Annotated in this window: 22 protein-coding genes and 2 pseudogenes; 12 read left to right on the top strand and 12 right to left on the bottom strand. The window is 55.7% G+C overall.

Going from position 1 to position 26,740, the window contains the following annotated elements; translation table 11 throughout:
- Window positions 1–19: 19 nt before the first annotated feature.
- Window positions 20–709 carry a GntR family transcriptional regulator gene (locus IEI95_RS10760; protein ID WP_015918386.1) on the top strand — a complete coding sequence of 230 codons (690 nt, stop codon included), beginning with the start codon at window positions 20–22 and terminating at the stop codon, window positions 707–709.
- 42 nt (window positions 710–751) lie between these two features.
- Here IEI95_RS10760 and IEI95_RS10755 read toward each other — a convergent pair.
- A pseudogene (locus tag IEI95_RS10755) lies at window positions 752–1,033 on the bottom strand (DDE-type integrase/transposase/recombinase); the annotation flags it as partial.
- Between the two features lie 116 nt (window positions 1,034–1,149).
- Here IEI95_RS10755 and IEI95_RS10750 point away from each other — a divergent pair.
- Both IEI95_RS10750 and IEI95_RS10745 read left to right on the top strand, forming a co-directional pair.
- Window positions 1,150–1,913 (top strand): IS5 family transposase gene (locus tag IEI95_RS10750; RefSeq protein WP_156533119.1). Its coding sequence is split into 2 segments (ribosomal slippage): window positions 1,150–1,477 and window positions 1,477–1,913, totalling 765 coding nucleotides; the frame shifts between segments, so codons are not numbered across the junction.
- Between the two features lie 22 nt (window positions 1,914–1,935).
- Window positions 1,936–2,103: pseudogene (locus tag IEI95_RS10745) on the top strand (DDE-type integrase/transposase/recombinase); the annotation flags it as partial.
- Between the two features lie 122 nt (window positions 2,104–2,225).
- On the opposite strand, the gene IEI95_RS10740 reads toward IEI95_RS10745, so the two are convergent.
- The 9 genes from IEI95_RS10740 to IEI95_RS10700 form a co-directional block, all read right to left on the bottom strand.
- Window positions 2,226–3,161, bottom strand: a complete 936-nt coding sequence (locus IEI95_RS10740; protein ID WP_156532932.1) for a choline/ethanolamine kinase family protein — start codon at window positions 3,159–3,161, stop codon at window positions 2,226–2,228.
- A 15-nt stretch (window positions 3,162–3,176) separates the two neighbouring features.
- Window positions 3,177–4,142 carry a phosphotransferase family protein gene (locus IEI95_RS10735; RefSeq protein WP_194416404.1) on the bottom strand — a complete coding sequence of 322 codons (966 nt, stop codon included), beginning with the start codon at window positions 4,140–4,142 and terminating at the stop codon, window positions 3,177–3,179.
- Window positions 4,139–5,434 (bottom strand): Zn-dependent hydrolase, encoded by a 1,296-nt coding sequence (locus IEI95_RS10730; protein WP_156532935.1) that lies wholly within the window; start codon window positions 5,432–5,434, stop codon window positions 4,139–4,141. Before IEI95_RS10730 ends, IEI95_RS10735 begins: the two co-directional genes overlap by 4 nt.
- Entirely contained in the window at window positions 5,427–6,188 is a 762-nt protein-coding gene (locus tag IEI95_RS10725) for a DeoR/GlpR family DNA-binding transcription regulator (protein ID WP_015918392.1), read from the bottom strand. Before IEI95_RS10725 ends, IEI95_RS10730 begins: the two co-directional genes overlap by 8 nt.
- 55 nt (window positions 6,189–6,243) lie before the next feature.
- A complete protein-coding gene (locus IEI95_RS10720; RefSeq protein ID WP_156532937.1) occupies window positions 6,244–8,088 on the bottom strand; it encodes an ABC transporter ATP-binding protein in 1,845 nt (614 codons plus the stop codon).
- Entirely contained in the window at window positions 8,088–9,005 is a 918-nt protein-coding gene (locus IEI95_RS10715) for an ABC transporter permease (protein WP_156532939.1), read from the bottom strand. The genes IEI95_RS10720 and IEI95_RS10715 overlap by 1 nt, the downstream gene beginning before the upstream one ends.
- A complete protein-coding gene (locus tag IEI95_RS10710) occupies window positions 9,005–9,985 on the bottom strand; it encodes an ABC transporter permease (protein ID WP_015918395.1) in 981 nt (326 codons plus the stop codon). Before IEI95_RS10710 ends, IEI95_RS10715 begins: the two co-directional genes overlap by 1 nt.
- A gap of 82 nt (window positions 9,986–10,067) precedes the next feature.
- Window positions 10,068–11,654 (bottom strand): ABC transporter substrate-binding protein, encoded by a 1,587-nt coding sequence (locus tag IEI95_RS10705; protein WP_194416403.1) that lies wholly within the window; start codon window positions 11,652–11,654, stop codon window positions 10,068–10,070.
- 24 nt (window positions 11,655–11,678) lie between these two features.
- A complete protein-coding gene (locus tag IEI95_RS10700; protein WP_156532943.1) occupies window positions 11,679–11,939 on the bottom strand; it encodes a hypothetical protein in 261 nt (86 codons plus the stop codon).
- A gap of 45 nt (window positions 11,940–11,984) precedes the next feature.
- Between IEI95_RS10700 and IEI95_RS10695 the strand changes: the two genes are divergently transcribed.
- Together IEI95_RS10695 and IEI95_RS10690 are read left to right on the top strand one after the other, a co-directional pair.
- Window positions 11,985–13,055: a DNA topoisomerase IB-related protein gene (locus IEI95_RS10695; protein ID WP_156532945.1), complete on the top strand. Its 1,071-nt coding sequence runs from the start codon at window positions 11,985–11,987 to the stop codon at window positions 13,053–13,055.
- Window positions 13,056–13,432: 377 nt separating this feature from the next.
- Window positions 13,433–16,189 (top strand): autotransporter outer membrane beta-barrel domain-containing protein, encoded by a 2,757-nt coding sequence (locus tag IEI95_RS10690; protein WP_234934207.1) that lies wholly within the window; start codon window positions 13,433–13,435, stop codon window positions 16,187–16,189.
- A 194-nt stretch (window positions 16,190–16,383) separates the two neighbouring features.
- Here the strand turns inward: IEI95_RS10690 and IEI95_RS10685 are convergent, their stop codons facing one another.
- Window positions 16,384–16,896, bottom strand: a complete 513-nt coding sequence (locus IEI95_RS10685; RefSeq protein ID WP_156532948.1) for a hypothetical protein — start codon at window positions 16,894–16,896, stop codon at window positions 16,384–16,386.
- A gap of 197 nt (window positions 16,897–17,093) precedes the next feature.
- Between IEI95_RS10685 and IEI95_RS10680 the strand changes: the two genes are divergently transcribed.
- Window positions 17,094–18,047: a DUF1403 family protein gene (locus IEI95_RS10680; RefSeq protein WP_156532950.1), complete on the top strand. Its 954-nt coding sequence runs from the start codon at window positions 17,094–17,096 to the stop codon at window positions 18,045–18,047.
- Between the two features lie 2 nt (window positions 18,048–18,049).
- Window positions 18,050–18,736 (top strand): SMC-Scp complex subunit ScpB, encoded by a 687-nt coding sequence (scpB, locus tag IEI95_RS10675; RefSeq protein ID WP_156532952.1) that lies wholly within the window; start codon window positions 18,050–18,052, stop codon window positions 18,734–18,736.
- Between the two features lie 40 nt (window positions 18,737–18,776).
- Here the strand turns inward: scpB and IEI95_RS10670 are convergent, their stop codons facing one another.
- Window positions 18,777–19,427 carry a TetR/AcrR family transcriptional regulator gene (locus IEI95_RS10670; protein ID WP_156532954.1) on the bottom strand — a complete coding sequence of 217 codons (651 nt, stop codon included), beginning with the start codon at window positions 19,425–19,427 and terminating at the stop codon, window positions 18,777–18,779.
- A gap of 137 nt (window positions 19,428–19,564) precedes the next feature.
- Here IEI95_RS10670 and IEI95_RS10665 point away from each other — a divergent pair, with 137 nt between their 5' ends.
- The 5 genes from IEI95_RS10665 (at window position 19,565) to IEI95_RS10645 (ending at window position 26,657) form a co-directional block, all read left to right on the top strand.
- Window positions 19,565–21,127 (top strand): linalool dehydratase/isomerase domain-containing protein, encoded by a 1,563-nt coding sequence (locus IEI95_RS10665; protein ID WP_156532956.1) that lies wholly within the window; start codon window positions 19,565–19,567, stop codon window positions 21,125–21,127.
- A 10-nt stretch (window positions 21,128–21,137) separates the two neighbouring features.
- On the top strand, window positions 21,138–21,638 hold the full coding sequence (locus IEI95_RS10660; RefSeq protein ID WP_156532958.1) for an SCO family protein: 501 nt from the start codon (window positions 21,138–21,140) through the stop codon (window positions 21,636–21,638).
- A 443-nt stretch (window positions 21,639–22,081) separates the two neighbouring features.
- The gene (locus tag IEI95_RS10655) at window positions 22,082–22,474 is read left to right on the top strand and encodes a hypothetical protein (RefSeq protein WP_234890993.1); all 393 of its coding nucleotides are present in this window, start codon (window positions 22,082–22,084) and stop codon (window positions 22,472–22,474) included.
- A complete protein-coding gene (locus IEI95_RS10650; protein WP_156532962.1) occupies window positions 22,474–23,604 on the top strand; it encodes an efflux RND transporter periplasmic adaptor subunit in 1,131 nt (376 codons plus the stop codon). The genes IEI95_RS10655 and IEI95_RS10650 overlap by 1 nt, the downstream gene beginning before the upstream one ends.
- On the top strand, window positions 23,601–26,657 hold the full coding sequence (locus IEI95_RS10645) for an efflux RND transporter permease subunit (protein ID WP_174089761.1): 3,057 nt from the start codon (window positions 23,601–23,603) through the stop codon (window positions 26,655–26,657). Before IEI95_RS10650 ends, IEI95_RS10645 begins: the two co-directional genes overlap by 4 nt.
- The last annotated feature ends 83 nt before the right edge of the window (window positions 26,658–26,740 follow it).

Here is a 26,740-nt window from a genome sequence, read left to right as displayed (position 1 = left end):
CGTGTGACGAGGATGTGAAATGAAAGTCGGGAAGAGCAGTCTCTACGACGATCTCAAACGCCAAATTCTGACGATGGAACTCGATCCGGACGAGGATCTGGACGAAGTCAGCATCAGCGAGAAATATGGACTGTCTCGCACACCTGTGCGTGACATTTTCCGCCGTCTTGCGGGTGAAGGCTATATCGACATTCGAGAAAACAGAGGCGCTCGGGTCGCTCCGTTGAACCATTCGACACTCAGACACTTCTTCCTCGTTGCGCCGATGATATACGCGGCCATCGGTCGGCTGGCGGTTCAAAATTTCAAACCCAAGCAACTGTCCGAGTTGAGTGACACACAGGAACGATTTCGTGCCGCTAGCCACAACGCTGACACCCTGGCGATGGTTCTGGAGAATAACAGATTCCACGCCATCATGGGCGAAATGTCCGGTAACGTTTACCTGCAACCGAGCTTAAGACGTCTTCTCGTGGACCATGCCCGTATAGGGCAAACCTTCTTCCGTCCACGAAATGATGACATGCAGCAGCGTCTTCGGTTGGCAACCCAACATCATGATGGCTTTATTGCATCCATTAAAAGCCATGATGAAAATGCTGTGGTTGATCTCGTTTTCCAGCATTGGGAATTGTCACGAGAGAACATGGAATTGTATGTTGTGCCTGATAACATGACAGCGGATTTACCTGTTAAATTGGCACCGTAAAGTTAACCGACACGGGTCAAAAATATTGCGCTCGGCTTTCGCTTATGCGGTTTGCAGGCATGCGATTTCGTTCCACATCTGCATGGCCCGGGTTCTCAGTTCGCGATGATTGTCTGATGAGATCTCGTGGCGTGGAATGTGAAAAAGGTTGGCGACAGGGTCATGAATTGAAACGAAACGCTGGAGATGTCGCGCTGATTTGAAGCCCTTCATGATCCGTTCTCGTCGCCGGGTCGGTTGATGGGAATTCTCCGCCCGATTGTTCAGTCCTTTGTGCAAGCGATGCTCGACGCCGGGCATGATGTCGCGCTTTGCCGCGCCATAGGGGGCTGGAACAAGGTCTGTTCTCACAAACACGCTAGGCTGTAGTGACAAATTAATGTTTTTGGATTCCCTTTGAGGGGCTAATCAGATTCAACGCTACCTTTTGGAGGTTGGCGATGGATGGTGAGGTTCTTCGAGATGACCAGTGGGATCGTTTGAAACCGTTTGTTCCCGGCGGTCGTAAAGGTAAACGCGGCCCACGCAGCGACGGTCGGCGGTTCTTTGATGCGATTTTATGGCTTGCCCGGTCTGGAGCCCGCTGGCGAGATCTGCCGGAAGACCGCTTCGGCTCTTATCAGGCAGTCAAACGGCGTTACTATCGTTGGATCGAGCAGGGCATTTTCGACGAGATTTTCGAGGCCGTCACTGCGGACCCGGATATGGAGTGGCTGTCCATCGACGCCACTGTGATCCGGGCTCAGGCGCAAGCCGCTGGCGGACGCCGAAAAAGGGGGGACCGCAAGCCCAGGCTCTCGGTCGCTCCAGAGGTGGATTTGGCTGCAAAATCCATGCAGTCGTCGATGCGCTAGGGTTGCCGGTTCGTTTTCAGCTCGGGCCCGGACAGCAAAATGACATGGCTCCAGCCTGCGACCTCATTCGGGGACTGCCAGCTCAAAAGGTACTTGCAGACCGTGCCTATGATGCCGATCATCTGCACGATGTCATTCTCGAACAAGGCGGTGAACCGGTCATTCCGCCGCGACGGCATCGCAAATATCAGCATACCTATGATCGCATCGCTTACAGGCAGAGATGGGGGATCGAGAGCTTCTTTGCCAAGCTCAAACAGTGGCGGCGCATCGCCACGCGATATGACAAACTCGCCGCCAACTTTCTCGGGTTCATTAAGCTCGCCAGCATAATGCTATGGATTAAATGATTAATTTGTCACTACAGCCTAGCGCCCACCGCAATCAAAAAGCTGTCGCGTTGACAAAACCTATGTGAAGGTTCGCGGCAACCGGGCATATTTTTACCGGGCCGTCGACAAGTTCGGAAACACGGTCGATTTCTATCTGTCGCCGACCCGCACTGCCAAAACGGCCAATCGCTTTCTTGGCAATGACCTAGTGTTAGCACTGCCTGACCATGGCTAAAATTGATCACGCTTTCAGACCGCACCTGAAGCCGGGCAGGATTAATGCCAACTCGAAATCCTGGTTAATCCAAATTGGAAATCGACAATCGACCCTTATAGCGATTTTAGAAACAGCGGCCAGCGAGGGTCGTTTATGATGGAGCGCGCGCGCATATGTTTCCAGATTCCATATTTGTAGAAATCGAAATCGAGCGTTGAAATCCGGTTCTGCACCATGGCCCAGGTGCTCCACTTTATGTCAGCCAAGGCCTTCAGCACGATGAAGCGGGCATGATAGCCGGTATCATAGTGGCCGAAGTAATCCTCGATGATTTCCCGATCGATGGATTCCGAAAAAAACATTTCCCCACTCCAAATCGCCAGATCATAAAGACGTTCATTGTTGGAGGCATATTCGAAATCGATGAGCTTGATCGACTTGTTCTCGCCAATCAGGAAATTGCCCGGCATGGGATCATTGAAACAGGGAACGAGATCGAGGCCGGATGCCTCCAGCGCCATGCGCGCTTGTCGATATTGATCACGAAGCCATGCATGATCACTGGGCCAGTAACCGCCCAGCTCTTCCACCTGCGCATAGTGCTCGTCGATCATGTCAAAGACGGTTTTGGTCAGAGGCAGTTCTGGCGCCGCATGAAAATCACAATAGAGGGAAACAGCTTTGTGGCGGATCTGGGGATCGGCAAAGTCGCGATGGGTGGATGGTCTGCGACCATCGATGAATTCCGCAATTTCAATGTCCAGATGGGCGAGATAATCGAATGTCCGTGGCCCAACGCCAATGGTTTCGGCCTGCTTGCTGGCCGCCGCCGCCGCCTTGCGGTCAATAAACATCTCCGTGCCACGACCGGGAATTTTCAGGAAATAGGAGAGGGGATCTCCTTCCACCTCGATGCGGAAATTGGTGTTGCTGATACCGCCGAGAACGGCCTTATAGCGCAGTTTACGGCCTTGCCAGCCTGTGACCTGAGTGAGCGCAACCTCCAGGGCGTGCTCAACTTCGGTGGTTGCCATACCAATTTCGTTCATAATGTCACTCCTGCTTCAAATCGATCTGACCAGTTCCTCAAATCCGGGACGACCCAACAGCATTCTGCACCGCAAGAAACGCCATTCGGCATATTTCAGAAACTCGACGCTTCGCCGGGGAGAGCACATTTCCAGAAGCATGCTGCGCAAGGCCCAATAGAAATCATCGGCTGCCGCATACAGGCGGCAGCGCGCAAAAGCCTTGGTGGAAAAAGCCCCATCATGCATTTCCAAAAGCGGCTGCATCTGGCTCTCGAACTGGTAAAGCTCGTTCATCTGCACCCCAAGCTGATAATAGGGGTCCATGTCGCCTGCCATATCGAAGTCCACCCATTGCAACTGGCCGGATGGACCGATCATCACATTGGACGAATGCGGATCGCCGTGGGCCGCACAAAAATCAACGCCAGCCGCCGAAATGGCGGAGTAGAGTGTCCTGGTCCAGGCATACATCCAGGATGCATCCCCCGGCAGCGGGGCTTGCAGAGTTTGCAATATGTCCCAAAGCCCATCGATCCCCTCGAAGATCGACCACGGCCTGCCAAATAATGGGCCTGCGGCGATTGTCTTCTGCATCTTGATCAATTGCGATACGGGAGCCTCGTGCACGAGATCATCGATTTTCGCCACCCGCCAGCCTTGCCCCAGACGCTCCCAGAGCACCGCCCGCTCAAGGGGTGCGCGGGCGATTGGCCTTGGTGAAAGCCCAAGATCATACAGGCGCGTTGCGGCCGCAAACGAGATGGCATCATCCACCAGTGCTTTTGTTTCATCTCCGGCCATCTTCAGAAACAATGTCGGCTCAGTGCCATCAGGCGCGATGTCGAATGTGGCGGATTCCACCGCATGATAGGACGGCGAAGCCACGGCGGGCAGCGCGACGCGGTAGGTCAGGGTGCGCAAGGGGAGGGTGGTGAACCGCGATAAGGCGCGCTCAGCGCGGGCTTCATCTTCATTGTCTGGTGTGCCGAGTGGTTTCATTGCGCCGCCTCATTTTGCTGCGCAGCCTCCAGCCCGTCGCAGGCAAGGCGATAGAGCATGTCGGCCAGAACCTGCGTGCCAAATGCCTGATCTTCCGGTGTCGTATATTCGGTGGGGTGATGAATGACGCCGTTCTGGCTGCGCACGGCAAGCACCACGGCTGGACAAACAGCCGACAGCGCCACGGCGTCGTGACCTCCCACCGTATCGAGGTGGCGCATCGGCTCGCCATAGCTTTTGGCCGTCTGTTCTGCCAGGGCAATCAGACCGGGCGCAAAATTGCCTGCCTTGCGACGGTCAATGGAGCGTATTTCATAATCGATTTTAGCTTTTGTAGCAGCAGTTTCAGCCGCAACCTTCAGCTTCTGTTCTGCCTCCTCCAAAATCTCCGGCGAGGCAGATCGCAACTCGATGAACAACACGGCTTCCGCCGGAACGATATTGGGCGAATTGGGAAAAACCTCCAGACGGCCAACAGAGGTGTGAAGTTCAAGTCCGTAAGCGTCCACCATGGCCCGCAGATCGGCCATCAGATAGGCGGCGCCCAACAGTGCATCCTTGCGCTCCGCCATGGGTGTCGGACCGGTGTGAGCCTGGCAGCCGAGAAAAGCGAGGCGGTATTTTGTGGCCCCCCAGAAACGGGTGAAGGCCCCGAATTTCTCCTCAGCGTCGAACAGAGTGCTTGCACCTTCAATGTGCAGCTCGATCAAGGCGTCGGGCACGGGTACCTTGTCCTTGCCCGCATAGCCAATCTCCTGAAGCGACTGGCGAACCGTGACGCCGTTGCCATCGGCCCTGTCAAGCGCCCAGTCCAGTTCGGCCGCACCGGTAAAAACGCTACTTCCCAACAGGCTCGGTTGAAACCGCGCCCCTTCCTCATTTGTCCAGTTCACGACCTGGAAATTGCAGGCCGCAAGACGATTTTCAGCCGCCAATCGTTCGCGCACCGCCAAAACGGCCTCGCAGGCCGCAACGACGCCCAGTGCTCCATCAAAACGCCCACCATTCGGCTGACTGTCAATGTGAGAACCAACCATGACGACAGGGGCATTTGCCCCGGCCAGCGGTGCTGAACCAAACTGATTGCCAATGGCGTCCACGGATTGGACAAACCCATTTTCAGCAAACCAGGACGCAAGCCAGTCGCGCGCCCTGCCATCTTCCTGCGACAATGTAAGCCGGTTCATGGAACCGTCCGGACCGCCGCCGAAGGAAGACAATGTATCGACCATCGCCTGAAACCTCTTGATATTAATAGGCGCTTTGGATGATTTTGAAGACGCTTCAGGCATTGATGATGTCCACGTTTGATTGCGAAAAATAATCGGAAAAGTCTTTCGGCAGCACACCGCTGGTCACCACGGCGTCAATCTCGCTTAGGCCAAAGGTATGGATAGAGCCAAGCCGCCCGAATTTTGAGCTGTCCGCCACGATGATGGAGCGGCTGGCCTGCCCACGGGCAATGCGGCGCAGGACGGCTTCATCCTCACCAAAGTCCATAAAGCCCCGCTCCAGATGGATGGCACTGATGGCGATGATCGCTAGATCGAAAAAATGCTCCTTGAGGGCCGCAACCGTCTCATGGCCGTAGGTTGCCTGATACTCCGGTCGCATGCGCCCGCCCAGAACCCGCACGCTGGCATCGGGGTAGGGGAAAAAATGGGCCGCAACCGCAATGGAGTTGCTGACAATTGTCACATCCTTGCGGGACTCCAGATGTTTCAGGCAGGCGAGTGTCGTGGTGCCGGTATCGATAAAAATCTTCATGCCGTTTTCGACCATGGAGGCCGCCGCCTCGCCGATGCGGGCTTTTTCCCGGGCGCTGACACGGATACGCTCACCGAACGGTTGGTCGCTGTCATGTCCGTCGATTACGGCGCCACCATAGACCCGACGCGCATAGCCACGGATCTCCAGCTCCTTTAAATCGCGACGGATGGATTCGTGGCTGACCTGCAACTGCTCGGACAGTGCAACAACAGTCACTCTTTGATGCAGTTTCAGCATCTCCAGAATGTGTTTGATGCGGTTTTCCGTAAAACTCATGGGCTTGTTTGTTCCTGCTGTTCTCTGCCTGTTTCAATATGGAGTCTGTCTTTCGTCAGGGGCCAGCCTCTACAAGCGATCCTTTGTCCGGCGCTGTTCCAAAAATCGGATTGACGAGGTGGCAGGCGGCGAAATCCTGCTCTCCCCTGTCCGTTAGGCTTGGACTGATTGTCCGGCATTTTTCCATGGCCTGAGGACAGCGCGACTTAAAGCTGCACCCATCCGGAATGTGGATGGGGCTTGGCGGCTCGCCTTCCAACAGGCAGTCCTGGGGCTGGTAGCGCCGCTCTTCCAGCGTTGGCATGGCGCTGAGCAGCGCCTTTGTATAGGGGTGGCCCGGATCGAAAAACAACCTCTCGTTTTCGGCCAGTTCAAACACCTCACCCAGATACATCACCGCCACGCGGTTGCAGACCTTCCGCACCATGGCCAGATCATGGGAGATGAAAATATAGGTCAGGTTGTATTCCTTCTGCAATGTCTGGAACAGATCAAGCAGTTTGAACTGCTCTGCCTGATCAAGCGCCGACAGTGTTTCATCCATGATCAGAATTTCAGGTTCCAGCACCAAAGCGCGTGCCACATTGATGCGTTGACGCTGGCCGGCGCTGAGCCCCAGTGGCAATTCCTCATAGAGCGCAGCCGGCAGGCCCACTTCTCCCATCACCTTCAGCACGCGCGTGCGGATTGTTGCCTTGTCACGCCATCCATGGGTGCGCAGCGGCTCTTCCAGCATGCGGCCAACCGTGGTGCGTGGCGGCAGAGAGCCGAAGGGGTCCTGCAACACCATTTGCAGCGTGCTGCGAAACGCCAAAAGGTCTTTGCCACTGAGCTGGGCAATGTCTTTGTCTTTGCACAAAACCTGACCGGAGCTTGGACGCTCGAGACGGCTCAACAGCCGCATCAGTGTGGATTTACCGCAGCCGGATTCGCCAACGATGGCAAAACTGTCGCCTCTGCGAATATCAAACGTCACATTGCGCACCGCCCGCACGGTGTTGACCCCGCCAAGGCCCGTCTTCTTGCGAACCTTATAGATCTGTGAGGCGTCACGTAGGCTGATCACCACCGGCCTGTCATCGCCGAGGCGTGCAACAGCGTTTTTTTCAAGCCAGATTTTCGGTGTCTGGGCCACCAGTTCCCGTGTGTAGGGATAGGTTGGTGTGGCAATCAGGTTTTCTGCCGACTGTCCCTCGACGATCCGGCCATCCTCCATGACGAGAATGCGCGAACAGGCTTCACGCGCTACCGGAAGAGAGGAGGAAACAAACAAAACGGCCGTATCGAAATCAGCAGTCAGCTCTTTCATCAAACGGATCACCTGCGCCGCCACCGTCACATCCAGCGGTTGGGTAACGTTATCGGCAATCAGCAACGCCGGATTGGTAATCAGCGCATCGACAATCAGGGCTCGCTGCATCATCCCGCCGCTGAATTGGGAGGGATAATCATGAAAGCGGCTGCGTGCTGAGGGAATGCGCACGGCCTCCAGCAAGGAAATCACCCGCTTTTCCGCATCGCCATACGAGGTGCCGGGAACAACGGCCCGCAGCTTTTCAACAATCTGAGCACCGACCGACAGGGTGGGATCAAGCGCCCCCATTGGGTTGGACCCGACATAGGCCACACGGCGGCGCAATTTACGCATTTCTGCCGCACCAATAGCGAAAATATCTGTGCCCTCAAACAGCACCTGTCCCGACTGCATGGATAAAGGTGGTTCCAGCCAATTGACCACCGCCTTTGACAGCACCGTTTTGCCCGCACCGCTGGCACCCACCACGCCAACGATCTCGCGGGGCTGCAAGGTAAACGATATGCCGTCAAGAATCCGGCGCGACTGTTCGGTGTGGCCAGCAGTTACGACAAGATCTTTGAGTTCAAGAAGCGGGGTTGTCATTATTCTGCGCCTCCGTGAATGGTGTTTCTTGCCCGTTCCAGCGATGCGCCAACCAGATTGATACTGGTAAGCGTCAGGCCGAGGAAAATTCCGGGCATGGTGGCAATCCACCAGGCGTTGAGCAGATATTTGCGTCCATCAGCGATGATATTGCCAAAGGTCGGCGTCGGTGGCTGAACACCAAGGCCAAGAAAGCCCAGAATGGATTCGAAAATCATCATCCGCGCCACATCCAGCACCGAGATGAACAGCACGGGCGGCAGCAGTAGCGGCACGAGCAGTGTTAGAATAATGCGCAGGTCTGTGGAGCCACCGAGCTTTGAGGCACGGACATATTCCCTCTGACGCTCCGTCATCACAATGCTGCGCATGATGCGGGCATAGACCGGCCAATTGGACAACCCAAGCACAAGAATGATGGCGGGAATGGTGGGACGCGATACGCCCAGAACCGAGATGGCCAGAATGATCATCGGAATCGATAGCTGCGCATCGGTCAGGCGCATGATGACCGCATCGGTGCGTCCGCCAAAATAGCCGGCAAGCGTGCCAAGTACGCAACCGATAATCAGCATCACCACGACAGAGGATACACCAATCAGGAAAGAATAGCGCAAGCCAACCAGCGAGCGCACCAGCATGTCACGGCCGATCTGATCGGTGCCAAGCGGGTGGGCAAAACTCCAGGTCTCACCAATGAACAGGGGCGGTAGCAGTCGGGCACGCACGTTCATTTTTGTCGGGTCGAGACCGCTCAGTTCAGGATAGAGTGCCGCCGCGAGAGCCAGCAGCAGAAAGATGGCAACGCCAATGCGAAAACCCGGTGTGGAAGAAGCCTTGTCATAGATCCGTCGGGGGATCGATCGCGACAGGACCGGTGCCATGATGGCCGAAGGGGCTGGGCTGGTGAAGGTCATCAGTATTCGAGCCTCGGATCAATGGTGGTGGCAACAAGATCAACGAGGATGTTGATCAGCACGAAGATGGCGCTGGTGACGATGGCAATGCCCTGGATCAGCGGAAAATCTCGTTGCAGCACGGCGTTGATGGTCAGCAGACCAAGGCCGGGATAGTCGAAGATATATTCAACGATGATCACGCCGCCGAGCAGACTGGAAAATTGCACGCCCAGCAGATTGAGCAGCGGCACGGACGCATTGCGCAGTGCATGATTGGCAATGATACGGGTATTGCTCAGGCCACGAACCCGTCCGACAGACACGTAAGGCTCCATCATCTGGGCAGAGACGGAGCTGACCAGCGTGCGGATCAACACCGGCGCAAGCTCAACGGCGAGAACGATGGCGGGCAGGATGGTATAGGCAAAGCCCTGATAGCCGATGGCCGGAAGCCAGCCGAGCTTGACCGAAAATAGCAAGGCCAGCACGATTCCGAGCCAGAAATTCGGCAGGGATATGAAGATCGAGGAGATATAGAAGGCAAGCTTGTCCGGCCATCGCCCCGGTGCCAATCCTCCCGCTACACCGACAATGCTGGAAAAGACCAGGGCTATCACAAGCGTAACCGCCGCCAGTTGCAAGGTCATGGGCAGCGCATCAAAAATCAGGGTGAAAACCTTGGCGCGCTCGCCCCGCGTTGTATCGTTGAAGCTAGAGCCGCCTGTTGCCGCGCCATTGGCGGGCCGCACAAAGGATTCGCCAAGATCACCCTGCACCACGCCAGACATATAGCGCCCGAACTGAACGAGAATCGGATCACGCAATCCCATATCCTTGGCGATTTTCTCGATCAGGGCTTCAGGAGCCATGCCGCCCGCCATCATGCGCACGGGATCGCCCGGCACCACCCGCAGCAGGGTGAAGATCAGCAACGACACCAGAAAAATAATAATCGCACCCTGAAACAGCCGTCTGACGAGGAAATTCAATGCGAACATCGACATGCACTCCGCTTCGGTCCTGATGGTCGCCGCACGCTGAAATCTCCGGCGTGCGGCCGGTCTTACGTCCGGTGCAGCATCATGCAGCGGGCTTTGAAGCGTCCATGGACCCGTCAGGATAGATGTAGAGGCCTTCCTTGAACTCCTTTTGCATGGCGTGGATCATGACAGAGGTGAACAGCGAAAGGGCCGGCATTTTCGAAGCGATCAAAGGCATCGTTTCGGATTGCAGAACTTTTTTGCGTTCTTCCAGGTTTGCCGCATTGCGCTCCTTATCGAGGCTTGCATCAATGTCCTTGTCGACAATGCCGCAAATGCGCTTGGAGCTTGAATGGAAGTGCGTTCGCAGAACAAGATCGGGCTCCGGTGATGCCGTTGACCAGCCGCAATCGACCATATGACCGGGGCCGCCACCTGGGCGATCGTACAATTGCTCTTTCCATGCGGCAGGCTCCAGCACGGTCAGGCTGACGGGGAAGCCCTGTTCGTTCAGCATGCCTGTCAGCACCTCGCCATATTCCTTGGTCTTGGGATAGAACCCAACCGAGGTAATATATTCCAAGGGCGGCAAGCCCTTACCGTTTGGAAAGCCAGCTTCCGCCAGCAGTGCCTGGCACTTTTCTGGATCGTATTTCGGATAATTCTCCAGATCGATATAGCCGAACTTGACCGGCGATACGAAGTTGGACGACGCATGGCCTGCTGATCCGAGTACTTCGAGGATCATGTCACGGTCGATGGCGTGGCAAGCTGCCAGCCGGACGCGCGGATCGTTGAAAGGTGGCTTGGAGCACCGGAACCAAAGATATTTGTTTTCAACCGAAACCACCTCGTTGATGGCGATTTGCGGATTGCCTTTCAAGGTTGCCACCTGTTCCGGCTCCAGACGCTCGACAATCGAAGCCTGACCATTCATCAGCGACAGCATACGCGTGGTGGAATCGCCAGTGAAAGTAAAGTTGATGCCGGGAATGCCTGGCTTGCCTTTGAAATAGCCATCGAAAGCAGCCATTACCGTGTCATTGCCGCGCTGCTCAACGAATTTGAACGGTCCTGTGCCATTCAAGCGTTGAGAGAGAACCCCACCCGGGCCACCTGCCACGTCCTTTGCCGACATCATTGGAAGGAAAGAGGCGAGGAAGATGAAGAGATGGGCCGGATAACCACCCTTGGACGTGTCGATAATGACAGTGTAGTCGTCCGGTGTTTCGATGGTCAGGGTTTCGGTCGGTCCTGGATACCATTGGGCCGGACGATCGGCCCTCGAGCCATATTCCAAAGTTGCCTTGACATCTTCGGCCTTGAACGGCTTGCCATCATGAAAAGTGATGCCCTGCCGCAGCTTGATCTGCAACCGATGTGCATCCAGCAGCTTGATGTCGGTTGCCAGCTCGTAGACTACCTCGCCGGGATTATCGAGCTTCATCGGTGAGCGCGTCAGGAAACCCATGACGAAACCCTCGATATTTTTCTGCGAGAGCGTCGTGTGGGCCGTCGGGTCCCAGTTGCCGGTGATGTTTTCGGCAGAGAGAAACGTCATGGTCTTGCCCGACTGGGCAAAGGCGGAGGAAATGAAGAAGTCGGGGTTCATCTGCATAAAGCCTGCGGCAGCGGCCGCCCCGACGGTTCCTTGCAGGAAGCGACGGCGATTGATCTCTGAACTCATAGGTTCCCCTTTTCTTATAGAAATTCACAGAACCGACAAAACGGTCAAATCAGTCAAAGCAATTCGCATGCCATCCTGCTGAAGCTTTGATTCAGCACCGATGCACGAGAAAACCAATGTGGTTTTTGTTGATTTTGTCCAAATTTCGGGCGTGCCGGGAAATCCGTGCTCAAATATAGGCCGCCCTCGAAGGCCAAGGCATGACGTGTCGCATGCGTTGAGAAGGGCCCGTCGTTGGTCAGTTGGCATTGCATCGGCAAGCGAAACACCGATCTTCACCTGCATTAGCCTGATCATGGAACACGCAGGCCGTTCTATAGTTATTTGGGAATGAACCAGATCGTCACCGAAATCGATGGAAACGCCACCGAGGCCAAACTCACCTCCGGGCTAGTCTACGGTCCTGGTTTGGAGAGCGGGATCACCCGGAAGATGGGTGCCAGAGGCTTCCTCTATTACCGGCCAGACGGGCGGCGGATTACCCAGGCTGATGAGATTGCTCGCCTGAACTCTCTGGCAATACCGCCCGCCTACACAGACGTCGTCATCTCGACGAATCCCTTCTCACACCTGCAGGCAATCGGCACGGATGCCAAGGGTCGTCGGCAATACCGCTATCATAAAGACTGGCACGCCGAGCGAGGCAAGGCCAAGTTCGAACGGCTGGCCGATTTCGCGTCCCGACTTCCTGACCTGCGCGAACGGGTCGACATCGACCTTCGTTCGCGTGGCCTCAATGTCGACAAGGCACTGGCAACGGTCGTGTGGATGCTCGATAACCTCTATATCAGGATAGGAAACGCTGCCTATGCAGAGGCGAACAAGTCGTTCGGCCTTACCACGTTGCGCAGTCGTCACGTGAGCGTCGAAGGCGGCAGTCTCAAATTTCGGTTCAAAGGTAAATCCGGCAAGGAATGGAATCTTGCCCATAGTGACCGGCGGATCGCCAATGTCGTGCGAAAACTACAGGAACTTCCAGGACAACACCTCTTTCAATACGTTTGCGATCAAGGTGGATGCAGACCTATCTCCTCACATGATGTGAATGCTTATATCCGAGAGATGACAGGTGACGATTTCAGTTCACGCCAGTTCAGAACATGGGGCGCAACGTGCATGGCAGTTGATGCATTGGCTGCTGCCGAAGCCGCCAAGACGAAGCGCGAGTTGGCCCGCCAACTCAATGCAGCGATCGACGCAGTCGCTGCGAAACTGGTCAATACCCGATCGGTCTGTCGGTCTTCCTATATACATCCATCCGTGTTCGAAGACTTCCAAGCGGGTACGCTTCGGGATGTGCTTAAGTTGAAAACCACGAGTGAACGCCTTCTTCAATGGATGGATGAAGGCGAAATCCAAGTGCTAAAATGGCTGAAGAAACAAACAGTATCCAAGGGCTAGCCTAACGCTGCTTACGTCAGATCGGTTGTGCATCGTGACCGATCACTCCAAATCATCGAAGATGATCTCCCGATGGAAGATGGAGGATTTCATTAACCAAGCTCGGATAACAATCGTTAACCGTCCCGTAGATGTATACGGGCGTCCGCTAACGTTGGCCGATCGAGATGAAACCATTGCTGCCAGCATTCCGTCGCCGATTATGTGTGTTCACGGCACTGGCCTCCACCGTGTTGCCCGCGCATTGCTTCGCGCAATCAGCATGGTCTGGAAATGCTGACAACGAATTCAGCAATGCATCGAACTGGTCCCCTTCGGCGCCCGGGGCAGGCGATGATGCGCATGTCGATACAGGCTCTCCACAAGTTACCAACGACGTGACAGTCAATCGTCTGGAGGTTGGTGGAGGAAACGTCACCATCACCGACACAGGTGCATTGACCGCCACGAACGGCACCACGATCACAGCAGGCAGCGTTAGCGTCAATGCGGGCGGAGTGATGAACTCCAACGTCAGCCTTGATGGCGGTAGCCTTTCCATCGATGGTGACCTCAACGGCCAGTTGACACTCAACAACGGCAACGTCACCGTGAACGGTACGCTCAGTGGTGCCATGGTAGAGACAGGGACCGCATTGTCCAACAACGGCACTGTAGATGAGGTCGATATCTCCAAAGGAGGGACCTTCGTCAATAATAGCGGCGCAACCACGGGCGCAGTTACCAATGCCGGGACGGCATCCAACGCCGGAGAGGTCGAGAGCCTGACCAATACCGCCGGAAATTTTACCAATAATGCTGGCGGGACGATTTCGGGAAAGACGACGGTTTCGGGTGGAACCGTCACCAACAATTTCGTCGTTACCGACGCCGATGTCGCGGCGGCATTCATCAACAACACCGGTGCAACAGCCGGCGCAATCAGAAATTCAGGCACCGTCGTCAATGCGGGAACCATTGCCTCCCTACAGAACGATGCCGGTACATTCACCAATGATGCCGGCGGGGTGGTTACGGGGGATAGCAATATTTCCGGTGGCAGCGTGACGAACAACGCCACCCTTCACGACGTCGATGTCGGAGCAGATGCAACATTCACCAATGCCAACGGCGCCACCGCCGGTGTCGTCGTCAATGCAGGCAATTCGTCGAATGCCGGGACTATTGATAGCCTGACCAATACGGCTGGAAATTTTACCAACAATGCAGGCGGTACGATTACCGGCAAATCAACAATCACAGGCGGAACCGTCACCAATAACTTCGTCATCACCGATGCGGACGTTGCTGCCGCCGCAATATTCGTCAACAACTCGGGAGCCACCGCTGGCACTATAAAAAACTCAGGCACGGTTACCAATGCGGGGACCGTCGCGGCGCTTCAAAACGATGCCGGTACTTTCACGAACAATTCTGGCGGTACCGTTACGGGTACAACAACGATCAACGGAGGTCGTGTTGTCAACAATGCCACATTGGCAGACGTCGATAATGAGGCGGCGGGCGAATTCATCAACAACAATGGCGCTGTGGCAGGCACGGTTACCAATTCTGGCAGTGCCTCGAACGACGGAACAATCGCCACGCTCGTAAACACTGGCGGCACCTTTTCCAATACCGGCACAATTGATGGAACGGCCACGATTTCAGGCGGTTCGCTGATCAATGATGGAACCGTCGTTGGAGCCGTCATCATCGATGACGGCGGGCTTCTGTCAGGCAGCGGCATCATTGGCGGGCTTTTCGTCAACGCAGGCGGTGTACTTTCACCTGGGCGAGACATAGGAACGCTCACCGTCGACGGAGATGTGACCTTTCGCACAGGGTCAATCTACCAGGTCAACATCGATGCCAACGGTGCCTCCGACCGGGTGGATGCGACGGGTACAGTCTCCATCCAGGGGGGAACACTTGAAATTAGAGCGGCGGGTGGCAATTACGGGCTGACAACCACTTATACCATCCTGAGCGCAAGCCGCATCACGGGCGCCTTCGACAGCGTTTCAAGCGATTTTGCTTTCCTGACGCCAACGTTGACCTATGGTGCTGCAATGATAGACATGCAGTTCGACCGCAATAGCGTAGAATTCTCAGATGTCGCGGATACGGCAAACGGTCGCGCAACCGCGGTTGCTGTTGAAGCATTGGGAACAGGAAACTCGATTTACGATGCGGTCTTGTCACTGAACTCCTCCACTGCGAACAGTGCCTTCTCGCAACTGAGCGGAGAGGTTCATGCCTCGCTCAAAAGCGCTCTGCTGTGGGAGAGCCGTTTTGCACGCGACGCGGTGCTTGACCAAATGGCCTTGGATCTTGATCAGCGGAAGGATGATGTAGCGGTCTGGACCAACAGTTTTCTGTCGTCCAACCGTTGGTCAGGGAATGGAAATGCAGCCGGAATCGATACCCGCACCGCAGGCGTTATAATGGGAGTGGATGCGTCGGTCTCCGACCCGTGGCGTCTAGGCGGCCTGTTGGGTTACAGCCATGACTCGTTGGAGCAGGCGAAGACAGAGTCTTATCACGCCGGTCTCTATGCTACGGGTTATATTGGCCCCTTGAACGTCATTGGCGGTGCCATCTTCTCCCATAACGATGCATCAACCCTGCGCGATATCTCCTTTGGAACGATTACCAGCCAGCTCACCGCTGACTATGCCAGTGTCACCAGCCAGGTTTTTGCAGATCTCTCTTGGACGCATGAACTGGATGCGATCAAGCTCCAGCCCTTCGCCAACCTCGCTTATGTCAATCTCAAGACTGACGCCTTCCGCGAAAATGGCGGCGATGCGAGCCTGTTGGCAGCAAAAAGCAGTGACGAGATCGCAACCTCCACGATCGGTCTGCGCTGGTCTTGGAGGTGGCCGGAAGACAATTTACCCGTTGCCGTCTCCGGCATGCTGGGCTGGCGGCATATCGAGGGTGACGTGTCGCCGTATTCTAGCGTCGCGTTTTCTGGCGGCACACCATTTGTCGTCGAAGGCGTGGAAATGCCAAGGGACGCTCTGCTGGCAAAACTCGGAGTTTCCGCCAGGCTTTCGAAGTCGGCCCGCCTGACATTTAGCTATTCCGGCGAGTTTGGCAAAGGCCTGCGGTCCAGCGCAGCGCAGGTCAATCTGGCGGGGAGTTTTTAAACCCCATATTGCGACGATACGTTTGGCGCGCTGTAACGACCGTTGTTGATTTTCGCGGCGAATTAACGAGGTTTATCGTTCCACAAAGGCCCGGTTCCCGCGTTGAACTGATCAACTCTCACAGACCCGTTTCAGCTTGCTGTGATCACACGATAGTATGCATTAAAGGTTTAGACCAATGTCGATGGATGAACTCAGCCCCGACGCAGGTCAATCCGACTGGTAACGATCGACTTCCCTGTGGCCGGGTCGGTATCAACAGTCGTCAGGCGCATGCCGGAAGCTCCAACTTTTTCGATTGTCATCTGCGCACGTCGATCACCATTGACCTCTTTCGCCCAATTGATTCCAAGGTTGATGGTATCTCCACCGCGTTTGCCGTTCAGGCCCGCGACGCCTGTACCGGCCCCCACGTAAGAGCCGCTATAGGTCCCACCGTTGATCTTCAAATCGGCGCTGATGGCACGAGAAAACACAACGAGGCTCGTACAGCGTCCATTCAATGCCAGCGATTGCGTCGTCGTGTTCGATCTGAATCTGCAGGTGACATTGATCGTGGGTGCATTCGTTCGCACCTTGACCGTTCCTTTGCCGCTCCAGCTTCCCGCCAGTGTTTTCAAGAAAGCGGACTCGTCGGCGTGCGCACCGGCCGCCGTCATCATCCATGTCATCGCCACGGTAATCGCGCTTGCAAGAACCTTGTTCATGATCGTGTCTTTCAGACAGGGGAACTCCATTACCTGGATGTTCTGCAGATTGAAGTGAGATTGTTACACCCCCACAACCCTTTAGCCGGGCAAGAAGTTCCGAATGTTGATTTTCGAGTTGGAACCAGCACGAAAGAATGTGCGGTTATGGCCGATCTCTCTGGATTAAACCGCGCCCCTGATCTATCGTCTTTCGCATGGATTCGCGCGCCCCCACCTCAGAGCCGCCCTTGAGCTGGTCACCTCGTCTTCCAGGCTGGGCTTCGTTGCGCGGTCGCGACATTCCCGAATCCGACGCTGCATTCTCTGCCGGTATCGCTCTGAAATCGCTTGACGATCTGATACAGGCCGATCCGCCTTGGCTCGGCTGTTGGCGCGATCGCCTTGCCCTGAAGTCGGCTGCCATCGCCGCCAGAATGGATGGCCGTAGCGAGGACGAGCATGCGTTGCGCGACGCGCTTTTGCTGACGGCGCCTGGTGATGATCCAGGGCCTGCGGGAAAATTGTTTTTGGCCACACGAATGCTGTCGCGCCGGTCCGGGGCAATCGCCACACCATTTATTCAGGAGCTTGCCGCGCTGTTGGACCTTTGCTGGGACGAGGGGCTTGCCTCCATTCCGGATCTTGTGGATTCTGCGATCCAATCTGAGCGGGCGGCGCCCTTCGTAGCAGTGGACCTGATAGCAGCAATGTGCGCGATCCGCCCGGACATCGAGGTGCTGGCCCTGGGACTGGCGGATGTTGTGCTGGCTCAAAAGCTGAAATGGCCGAGACCTGTTCCTTTGCTTTTACCCGAACGTTTTGGTTCGTCCTTCCGAACAATCGGTGGTCGGGGTCGCGTTCGTCCGGGCGAGCCGGTTTATCCAAAGGCGATCTGCCTGGCACTGGTTGATGGGGTTGACGCAGCACTCCGTTCCGCCGTTGATATCAATCGACGCGCAGCGCGGCTGCTGGCTGTCGCGCCGAAGGTTCGCACCAAAGGTGCCGAGCCGGTGATCCGCAGATTGATGAACGAAGATGCCGTGCTGGCCTCGGCGCCTGGCAGTGGTCTCTCCCGCTGGGCGGCCAACCGACTGTTCGAGCGGCTGGAAAGCTTTGAGGCAGTGCGCGAACTGTCCGGCCGCTCCTCTTTCCGGGTGTTTGGAGTGTGACGATGGCCGGAGCCCCTGTAGCCAAGCAATCCCGTAAGGAAAGGGCGAGTGCCGCAGCCGAACGGCCGTTTGATCGGGAGCTGGAGGATCTGCCGCCGGAACTGCGCTGGCGGGAATGGATGCTGAGGGTCGAAGCGGTGATCTTTGCCTCAGCCGAGCCGGTCAGCCGGGAGACTTTGGCGCGGGTGGTGGGAAAAGAGTGCAGCATCGATCTGCTGATCGACGACCTCATCGAGGAGCTTCAGTCCCGCCCCTACGAACTGGTGTCGGTCGCCGGCGGTTGGCAACACCGAAGCCGTTCGGCTTACGCGGGCGCGATACGGGCCTCAGCCGCTCCGACGCGGGGAGGGGCGGCGGCGCTTTCGGAGTTCGAGGCAATGGTACTGATGGCGGTGGGATATTTCCAGCCGGTTACCCGTGGCGAGTTGTCAAAAATCTTCGGCAAGGAGGTCAGCCGCGATACAATTGCTTCGCTTCGGGGCGCAGGGTTCATAGCCTCGGGGCCGCGCAGTCCGACGCCAGGTGCGCCCTATACCTACGTCACCACCAAACACTTCCTGTCCGCCTTCGATATGGAGACCCTGCGTGATCTGCCCGACATCGAAGCGCTTGAGGATGCCGGGCTGTTGAGTAGAAATGCTGTGCGCGAGGGACCGATTGCAGGTGAGCCAGAGAGCGACGAAGAATAGGGACGGCGCAGAGGTATTCGGTTGTCGGTCGCCATATGGATTAAGCCGACGCTACTCCAACGCCTGTTCTTGTGGCAGATCCCATGATCCTATTGGCTTCCTCCGTAGGGACTGCGAGAGCAAGCAGGATCATTTTGCATATGTCGTGCGCATATTCGCTCGAGCCACGCCCGCTCAATTGGGTTTTCATACCAGCCCGGACCGCGCCGACAACGAAGTCTCGAGCACTGTCCAGATGGTCGTAATGCAGCCGTCCCGCGCTCAAACCGGCTTTAAGATCAGGTGCAGGATAGGCCCGCAGGTCAGAGTTGACTGTTTCGGCATTGCCGGACAACGCGAAGATCAGCCACCCCCACGCCTGGTCTTCGCCTGACCGGATCAATATGCGCCAAGCCTGTGCAATCAACCGCTCGACCGGATCGCTGATTGAGGCGCAAGCCTTGCCGATTTCAAGAAATGGATCCTTGCCAACTTGCGTCCACAATGCATCCAGCAAATTCTCGCGGGTGGGAAAGTAGTTGTAGAACGTTCCCCGCGCAACACCCGCCGCCCTGATGAAATCGTCGATCGTCGCGGTCTTGTCACCATTGGCGGCGATGACGCGCGCCGCCGCAGCGATGAGCTTCTGTCTCGTCTTTTCACGACGCTCTTGCCCGATTTCGGCACGCCTGAGCGCGGTTCCGCCAGCCATGGTCTCTCCAGTTTATATCGGCCCGCTGTGAGTGGTCCACTCAAAAGAGTGTACTCGAATAGTTCATATTGACAAAATATGTCCAACTTCATATCGTGCATGAACCATGCATTTCAACGATTTCGGGGAGGAAATCGATGGCCATATCCGGTGAACTTCGAAAGAGTGAGCCTTTCGATGTCGCGCGCATGCCGATGCTTGACGCCGATCAGATCGGCCATTTGCGCCGCATCGAAAACCTCTCTTTGCTGCTTCCCGATGATTGGTCGGGCATGCAGGCGAAATCGACCCTACAGGAAGATTTTGGCGGGCTTCGCTTTCAGCTCGCCTATATGTCCTATGCGCTCGCCTTGACGCATCGGCATCGTCTGCCAGCGGCACCCGGGGTCTTCCGCAAGGCTTTTGAGCGACTGATTGAGAAGATTCTTTCGCCTGATGTCTGGACCTATTGGCATTATATCAGCACCGGCAATGGTGTGATCAATGCCGCGCAGGGCGAATTGCCCGCCGAGTGGAACCCGGTCATCAAAGACAACATCATGTACAGTGCCTATGTGCAATCGATGTCGCTTCTCTATCACTATATTTTCAATGATGACCGCTATGCGCAGCCCGGCGCGCTGACGATGGAAATCAAGACCCTTTACTGGGCAGCTGGGGGCAAGAAGTTTGTCTATGACGAGCGCTCACTCAACGATCATCTCTACTGGATGATGGTGGAGAAGGGATATCTCGGCATCGCCTGCGAGCCGAATTGTGTCTTCCAGATCTGCAACCAGGTGCCGATCCTCGGTTTCCGGTTTCATGATCTCGTGTATGGCGGATCGCTCGCGAAGGAAGTTACTGACGGCTATCAGCGCGCATGGTCCGATTTCGGCATCGCCAGTGAACGCGGCCATTTCAGGATGATGGTTCAGGAAATCGAAAAGAACCTCATCCCCACAGAAGCCCCTTGGATCGACTTTTGGCTCGGCTCACTGATGCACGCCTGGAACCCGGAACTGGTCAAACACCATTATCCCGGACAGATCGCAAAATGGGGTGAGGCGGGGCCGGATGATACGCTGTGGATCAATGAAGCGCCCGGCATTCCAACCAGCCTCGGTTTTACCTCAGCACGCGATTTCGGCTGGGCGGCAGTTTGCGCGTCTGAAGTCGGCGATGAAGGCTCGCTTACGAAGATGCTTGCCTATGCCGACAGGTTCCTGCATCGCTCATGGACCGACGGTGGCCTGCACTATCGCCGGCATGACGCATCCTTCGACGATCAAGGGCTGTTCCGCGCAATGGACCCCCATACAGGCAATGCGCTTCTGGGCTACGCACGGCTTAACGTACCGGGCGGGCTTGAGAGGCTTTACGCCGAGCCCTGGGACAAGGCCCATTTCGAGGAACCGGCGCTCGTCGAGATATCGGACAATGCCGACGTGCTGCGTGCACGCTTCGAGCGTGACGCGAAAAGCCTGGTTCTGACGCTTGCTCCGAGAGCGGATCGCGACGGCAAGGTTCTGCTGGAGCTTGGCAATATCTGGGGCCGTGGAGATTGGTCGCTTGCCGCTGACGGTGAGCATGTTCTATCGGGCAACGCGAGCGAACTTGGCAAGCATTCAGGTGCCGTCGGCGCCAAACGGGAAGGCGACATACTCGGACTGGAATGCGCCCTTCGCGCTCCGACAAACTTCGTCCTGACCTTCCATTGAGGCGCTGAACATGCTTGAGGGAAGCTTCTCGCTCACCGATCATAATGGACATGCTGTCACCGAGGCGAGTTATCGCGGCAGCTTCATGCTGGTCTATTTCGGCTTTACCCATTGCCGCAAAGTCTGCCCGCGCTCACTTGCCTGCATGACTGCGGCGCTGGACACATTGGGCGAGACCCGACGCATGGTCGTGCCGCTTTACATCACCGTCGATCCGGAGCGCGATACACCGGAGAGAATGAAAGCCGTTGTTGAAGCAAACTTTCCGCGTTTCACTGGCCTGACGGGAAGCCGCGAGGCGATAGACAGCGCGAAGGCATCCTTCCGTGTCTTTTCCCGCAAGGGGCTCGATCTGGAAGATGCAGAAGGCTATGCCATGCCACACACGGCCTTCGCCTATCTGCTCGGGCCTGACGGCAAATATCTGACACATTTCATGGACACCGTCGATGATCTGCAAATGGCGAACCGTCTCCGCATTCTTCTCACTGAAACCGAACGGGTCGCCTGAACACAGGTAACAGGGTATTCAGGGTAGCGTCGGCTTAACGGCCGCCGCGGCAGGAGTGGTCACGATGGGAGCCTATGCGGTGGTCGCAATCTCACCGATGTGATGTCGGCGGACGGCGTTATGTTTGTGCGGCATGCTGGGTCAATCAACCTATGTTCGATCCTGACCGCATAGATGTAAAATGTTGAAATTTGATCCCTGCGCCCATTCGTCCCGCTGGTCAAAATACGGTTAAGCACGAAAATTTCGCAGCAGGACCCTTCCAACTGTATTACTAGATTTGCAGATACCTAATCGGCAATATTTACATAATTTTACATATTCTTAAATGACATTAACAGGAAGATGCTTATAGTGCGCCCAAATGCTCGAGGCACCACGAATTCAAGCGGAATACCATTATTAGGTCCATAAAAATCTTCGTCACCGAGCCTTTGCTGAGTTTGACGGGACCAAAAGGTCCGTCGGATACGCAAGAAAGCGGCAACGCCGTTGTCGATCATGATATTGCGATCACGCATCATAAGTCAGACCTTTTGGCTGCTGCTATTGGCAGTGAGACGGCGTTCCCTAGGGTGAAAACATCGATCACCCATGCGAAGCCCGCTGCTAACGTCCATCACCGCCATTTTAGTCCGGTCATTCAGGATGGGACCTTTGTCGGCATCAGTCTCTTTGACGGCCAACAAACTTTGTGTGCTGCGCGATCTGCACCGATCACCCTCATTGAAATCAAGCGCGACATCGTCCGCTACTGGGTCGCACCCCGCACGTCTTCAGGAGGCGGATTCTCCGCCCCGGTGGGTGCCCCGACCTCCGCAAAGGGAATTTATTGATGCGCAAATTTTCTACCAGGTCTCTCGCGACAGTGCTCGCCTTGGGGTCGTTTTTCATGGTCGCCTTCGCCGCCCGAAGCCAGGATGGTGAACAAAAGACGGATCAAGCGGCCGCACTGAGCGTGAGCTTGGTCAAGCCGGAGGTGTTGCTTTGGCCTGTTATTATTCCCGCAAGTGGTCGACTTGCCGCCTGGCATGAAGCGACAATTGCAGCAGAGACCAGCGGTATGAAGGTCACCGAAGTTAAAGCAGATGTTGGCGCACACGTAAAAAAGGGCGATTTGCTGGTGCAGTTTGCGCCGGAATCTGCCCAGGCTGACCTGGAGCAGCAACAAGCGAACGTTGAAAAAGCGGAAGCCGATCTTGATCAAGCAATAGCGAATGGTGACCGCGCCCGAGGATTGACAAGTTCTGGCGCATTATCAAGCCAACAGATAAAGGAATATCTGATTACCGAGCGTAAAGCGAAAGCCTCCCTCTTTTCGGCAAAGGCTGCGTTGGCTTCATCTCAGCTCACCTTGGACAGGACCAAGGTTTACGCAGTGGACGACGGGGTCATATCCGAGCGCTCCGCATCTCTTGGTGATGTGGTGACCGCCGGTGGCGAGTTGTTCAAGCTGATCCGACAAAATCGTATCGAATGGAAAGCGGAATTGCCATTTAATCGGCTGGCTGACGTCAAGGTCGGAACAAAAGCCGTCATCCCAACGCCGCGCGGCGATGTGCACGGTGAGGTCAGGATGGTGGCACCTTCGATGTCAACCGACAATGGTCGCGTGATCGTCTACGTGACGCTGAATCCCACTCCAGGGATGGATGCCCCAAAGATCGGCATCCTGGCCAGCGGCTACTTTGAATTCAACAACACGGATGCGCTCACAGTGCCCGCTACTGCCGTCACCCTCAAGGACGGCTTCTCATATGTGTTCATTTTGAACTCGACAGACAAAAAAACGGTGACACGCAAGCGAGTAAAGCCTGGACGGCGGCAGGACGATCGTGTTGAAATCATTTCAGGAATTGAGAAGACTGACGACGTTGTTGCGTCAGGCGGCGTCTTCCTTGCAGATGGCTCTGTAGTCCACGTTGTCGACAGCAATGATGCGGCAACGACGGAGGAATCAAAGTGAATTTCTCCTCTTGGTCTATTCGCAACCCTGTCCCCCCGTTGCTGCTATTTGCATTGTTGACGGCCTGTGGCCTTTGGGCGTTCAATCGTCTCGACATCCAAAACTTCCCGGATATGGATCTTCCAACCATCAATATCAGCGCGACGCTGGACGGCGCGGCGGCAGCCCAGCTCGAAACGGAAGTGGCCCGCAAGATCGAAGACAAACTGACCGGCCTGAGCAAGCTGGATTCGGTGACCACGACGATCACTGATGGTTCAGTCAGCATTTCTGTCGCATTTGAGGTCGGGAAAGACACGCAAGCCGCATTGGACGAGGTGAAAAGCGCAGTCGATCAGGCGAAAAGCGACCTGCCACAAGATATGGATGATCCAACGGTCTCAAAGCAATCGTTGAACTCTTCTCCGCTGATTACCTTCGTGGTGCATTCCGACAAATTAGACGATGCAGAACTGTCGTGGTTCATCGATAACGACATGTCAAAAGCGCTGATGGCTGTCAAAGGCGTGGGTGAAGTTGGCCGATTGGGCGGCATCGATCGAGAGATCAGGGTAGAGCTCAACTCTAACATGCTCGACAGCCTGGGCTTAACCGCCAATGACGTGAATACCCAGCTTGAAGCCGTGCAAACCTATCTGTCTGGCGGCAAAGGACGAATTGGTGGTGAAAGCCAGTCCGTGCGTACCGTGGTTGCGGCAGAAACTGCCGATGAACTGCGCGCAATGCCGGTCCCACTGCCAAAAGGCAGTTGGGTCAGACTGGACGAACTTGGCACAGTGACCGATTCCCAAAGCGATTTGACCTCGCTTGCTTATCTCAATGGTAAACCCGTCATTGCCGCCCAGATCAAACGGTCTAAGGGCTATTCAGATATCGCCGTCACCGACGATGTCCGCACCGCAATGAAAGCCTTTGCCGCTGCCAATCCGCAGGTGACAATCGAGGAAGCCTACAACACGATTGTTCCGACCGAGCAAAATTATGAATCGTCGATGGACATGATCTACGAGGGTGCGGTCATCGCGGTCCTTGTGGTCTGGATGTTCCTGCGCGATTGGCGTGCAACACTTCTGGCGGCGGTCGCTTTGCCGCTGTCGATTATACCGACATTCCTCGCCATGTATTTTTGTGGCTACACGCTGAACACGATCACGCTTTTGGCGCTGTCCTTGGTCGTTGGCATTCTTGTCGACGATGCGATCGTCGAAATCGAGAATATTGAACGACACCTTAGAATGGGTAAAAGCCCCTTCGATGCTGCAATGGAAGCGGCAAACGAAATTGGTTTGGCGGTTATCGCCACAACCTTCACGTTGGTCGCGGTGTTTTTGCCGACCGCCTTCATGGGCGGGGTGGTCGGTATCATTTTCAAGCAATTTGGCGTCACGGCCTCTGTGGCTGTTCTTGCTTCTCTTTTGGTTGCACGGTTGGTCACGCCGATGATGGCGGCTTACATATTGAAGCCTGGCACTGCAAAAGAAGAAGAAGACGGTCGTTTGATGCGGTCCTATCTCTGGCTTGTGAAAGGTGCGCTCCGGCGTCGCTGGATACCGGTGCTGGGGACTGTCGGATTTTTAGCATTCACGCTTCTGCTCCTGAGCCATTTGTCGACCGGCTTTTTTCCGGCATCTGACGATGCGCAAACCAAGGTCACCATCACGACGCCGACGGGATCAACGATTGAGACAACGGATGAAGCGTCTCGAAAGGCGTCCGAGATCATCGCCAAGGTTGATCATGTTACCTCGGTGTTTCAGGCAACGGGTACGGCCTCCACTGGAGGCGGTGCAAGCAGTACAACGACGTCCAGCACCAATAGCGCCACGATTGTTGTCAACCTGACGCCGATTGGCGAGCGCGATGTCAAGCAGTCGCAGATCGAAGCCGATTTACGAAAAGCTTTGGAAAAAGTGCCCGGTCTCCGCCTTGAAACAGGCACTGGCGGGAATGGCACGCAGCTCACTCTCACCTTGTCAGGGGATGACTCCGAAGTTTTGGAAAAGGCAGCCGCCAGTCTCGAGACGGGTCTGCGTACATTGTCAGGCATTGGCAATGTGACATCCTCTGCCGCCATGCAGTCGCCAGAGATCATCATCAAACCGGATTTGGCGAAAGCCGCGTCATTGGGTGTGACATCCAAGGCGATTGCTCAGGCTATTCGGGTGGCGACGGCAGGAGCGTATGATACCGCGCTGTCCAAGCTTAATCTTCCTGAACGTCAGATCAATATCCGGGTCTTGCTGGACACAACAAACCGTCAGTCCCTTGACGCAATATCTCTTATCCCTGTCGAGGGTAGCGCGGGCAACGTTGCCCTTGGGGCAATCGCTGATATTTCAATTGGGTCCAGCCCAAGCGAAATCAATCGGCTCGACAGATCACGCAATGTCACGCTGACCATTGAATTGAATGGCAGGAGCTTGTCCGCAGTCACCGCTGAGGCCGCCCAATTGCCAAGCTATAAAAACTTGCCACAAGGCGTAAAATTTGTCGAACAGGGTGAATTGAAGCGTCAAACTGAGTTGTTCAACAGTTTCGCGACGGCGATAGCGATCGGCATTTTCTGCATCTACGCTGTTCTAGTCCTCCTCTTCCATGATTTCCTGCAGCCGGTCACGATCCTGATGGCAATTCCGCTGGCGCTTGGCGGGGCCCTGTTGCCGCTTGTGCTCACCGGTACCAGCTTCTCGATGCCTGCGGTTATTGGTCTGCTCCTTTTGATCGGAATCGTCTCCAAAAACTCCATTCTGCTTGTGGAATATGCGATTGAAGCACGCCGGGGAGGCATGTCGCGTTATGACGCGCTTGTTGATGCGTGTCACAAACGCGCGCGTCCGATCATTATGACCACAATCGCAATGGCTGGCGGCATGGCACCAGCAGCGCTCAGCCTCGTCGCGGGCGATTCTAGCTTTCGTCAACCCATGGGGATCGTCGTGATTGGTGGGTTGTTGACCTCAACCTTCTTGAGCCTCCTGGTCATCCCGGTGGTGTTCACATTTTTAGATGATCTTCTGGTCTGGCTTAAAGCGAGGTTCGGAGTGACCTCGTAATCTATAGCATCTGACCGGAGAGGAGATAGGGAACAGGCGTGCCGCCCCATGTCAAACCGGAAGCAGGTCAACCAGAGTGTTTA

The organism is Agrobacterium vitis, assembly GCF_014926405.1.
GTDB lineage: Bacteria > Pseudomonadota > Alphaproteobacteria > Rhizobiales > Rhizobiaceae > Allorhizobium > Allorhizobium vitis_H.
This window is presented reverse-complemented; position numbering and strand designations above follow the sequence as displayed.

Coding starts and splice junctions, on each gene's coding strand:
- IEI95_RS10710 (WP_015918395.1), bottom strand. CDS start 9,985: ATGTTCGCATTGAATTTCCTCGTCAGACGGCTGTTTCAGGGTGCGATT.
- IEI95_RS10665 (WP_156532956.1), top strand. CDS start 19,565: ATGGCCATATCCGGTGAACTTCGAAAGAGTGAGCCTTTCGATGTCGCG.
- IEI95_RS10670 (WP_156532954.1), bottom strand. CDS start 19,427: ATGGCTGGCGGAACCGCGCTCAGGCGTGCCGAAATCGGGCAAGAGCGT.
- IEI95_RS10760 (WP_015918386.1), top strand. CDS start 20: ATGAAAGTCGGGAAGAGCAGTCTCTACGACGATCTCAAACGCCAAATT.
- IEI95_RS10740 (WP_156532932.1), bottom strand. CDS start 3,161: ATGAACGAAATTGGTATGGCAACCACCGAAGTTGAGCACGCCCTGGAG.
- IEI95_RS10730 (WP_156532935.1), bottom strand. CDS start 5,434: ATGCCTGAAGCGTCTTCAAAATCATCCAAAGCGCCTATTAATATCAAG.
- IEI95_RS10660 (WP_156532958.1), top strand. CDS start 21,138: ATGCTTGAGGGAAGCTTCTCGCTCACCGATCATAATGGACATGCTGTC.
- IEI95_RS10715 (WP_156532939.1), bottom strand. CDS start 9,005: ATGACCTTCACCAGCCCAGCCCCTTCGGCCATCATGGCACCGGTCCTG.
- IEI95_RS10650 (WP_156532962.1), top strand. CDS start 22,474: ATGCGCAAATTTTCTACCAGGTCTCTCGCGACAGTGCTCGCCTTGGGG.
- IEI95_RS10680 (WP_156532950.1), top strand. CDS start 17,094: ATGGATTCGCGCGCCCCCACCTCAGAGCCGCCCTTGAGCTGGTCACCT.
- IEI95_RS10720 (WP_156532937.1), bottom strand. CDS start 8,088: ATGACAACCCCGCTTCTTGAACTCAAAGATCTTGTCGTAACTGCTGGC.
- IEI95_RS10695 (WP_156532945.1), top strand. CDS start 11,985: ATGAACCAGATCGTCACCGAAATCGATGGAAACGCCACCGAGGCCAAA.
- IEI95_RS10705 (WP_194416403.1), bottom strand. CDS start 11,654: ATGAGTTCAGAGATCAATCGCCGTCGCTTCCTGCAAGGAACCGTCGGG.
- scpB (WP_156532952.1), top strand. CDS start 18,050: ATGGCCGGAGCCCCTGTAGCCAAGCAATCCCGTAAGGAAAGGGCGAGT.
- IEI95_RS10725 (WP_015918392.1), bottom strand. CDS start 6,188: ATGAGTTTTACGGAAAACCGCATCAAACACATTCTGGAGATGCTGAAA.
- IEI95_RS10735 (WP_194416404.1), bottom strand. CDS start 4,142: ATGAAACCACTCGGCACACCAGACAATGAAGATGAAGCCCGCGCTGAG.
- IEI95_RS10685 (WP_156532948.1), bottom strand. CDS start 16,896: ATGAACAAGGTTCTTGCAAGCGCGATTACCGTGGCGATGACATGGATG.
- IEI95_RS10700 (WP_156532943.1), bottom strand. CDS start 11,939: ATGCAGGTGAAGATCGGTGTTTCGCTTGCCGATGCAATGCCAACTGAC.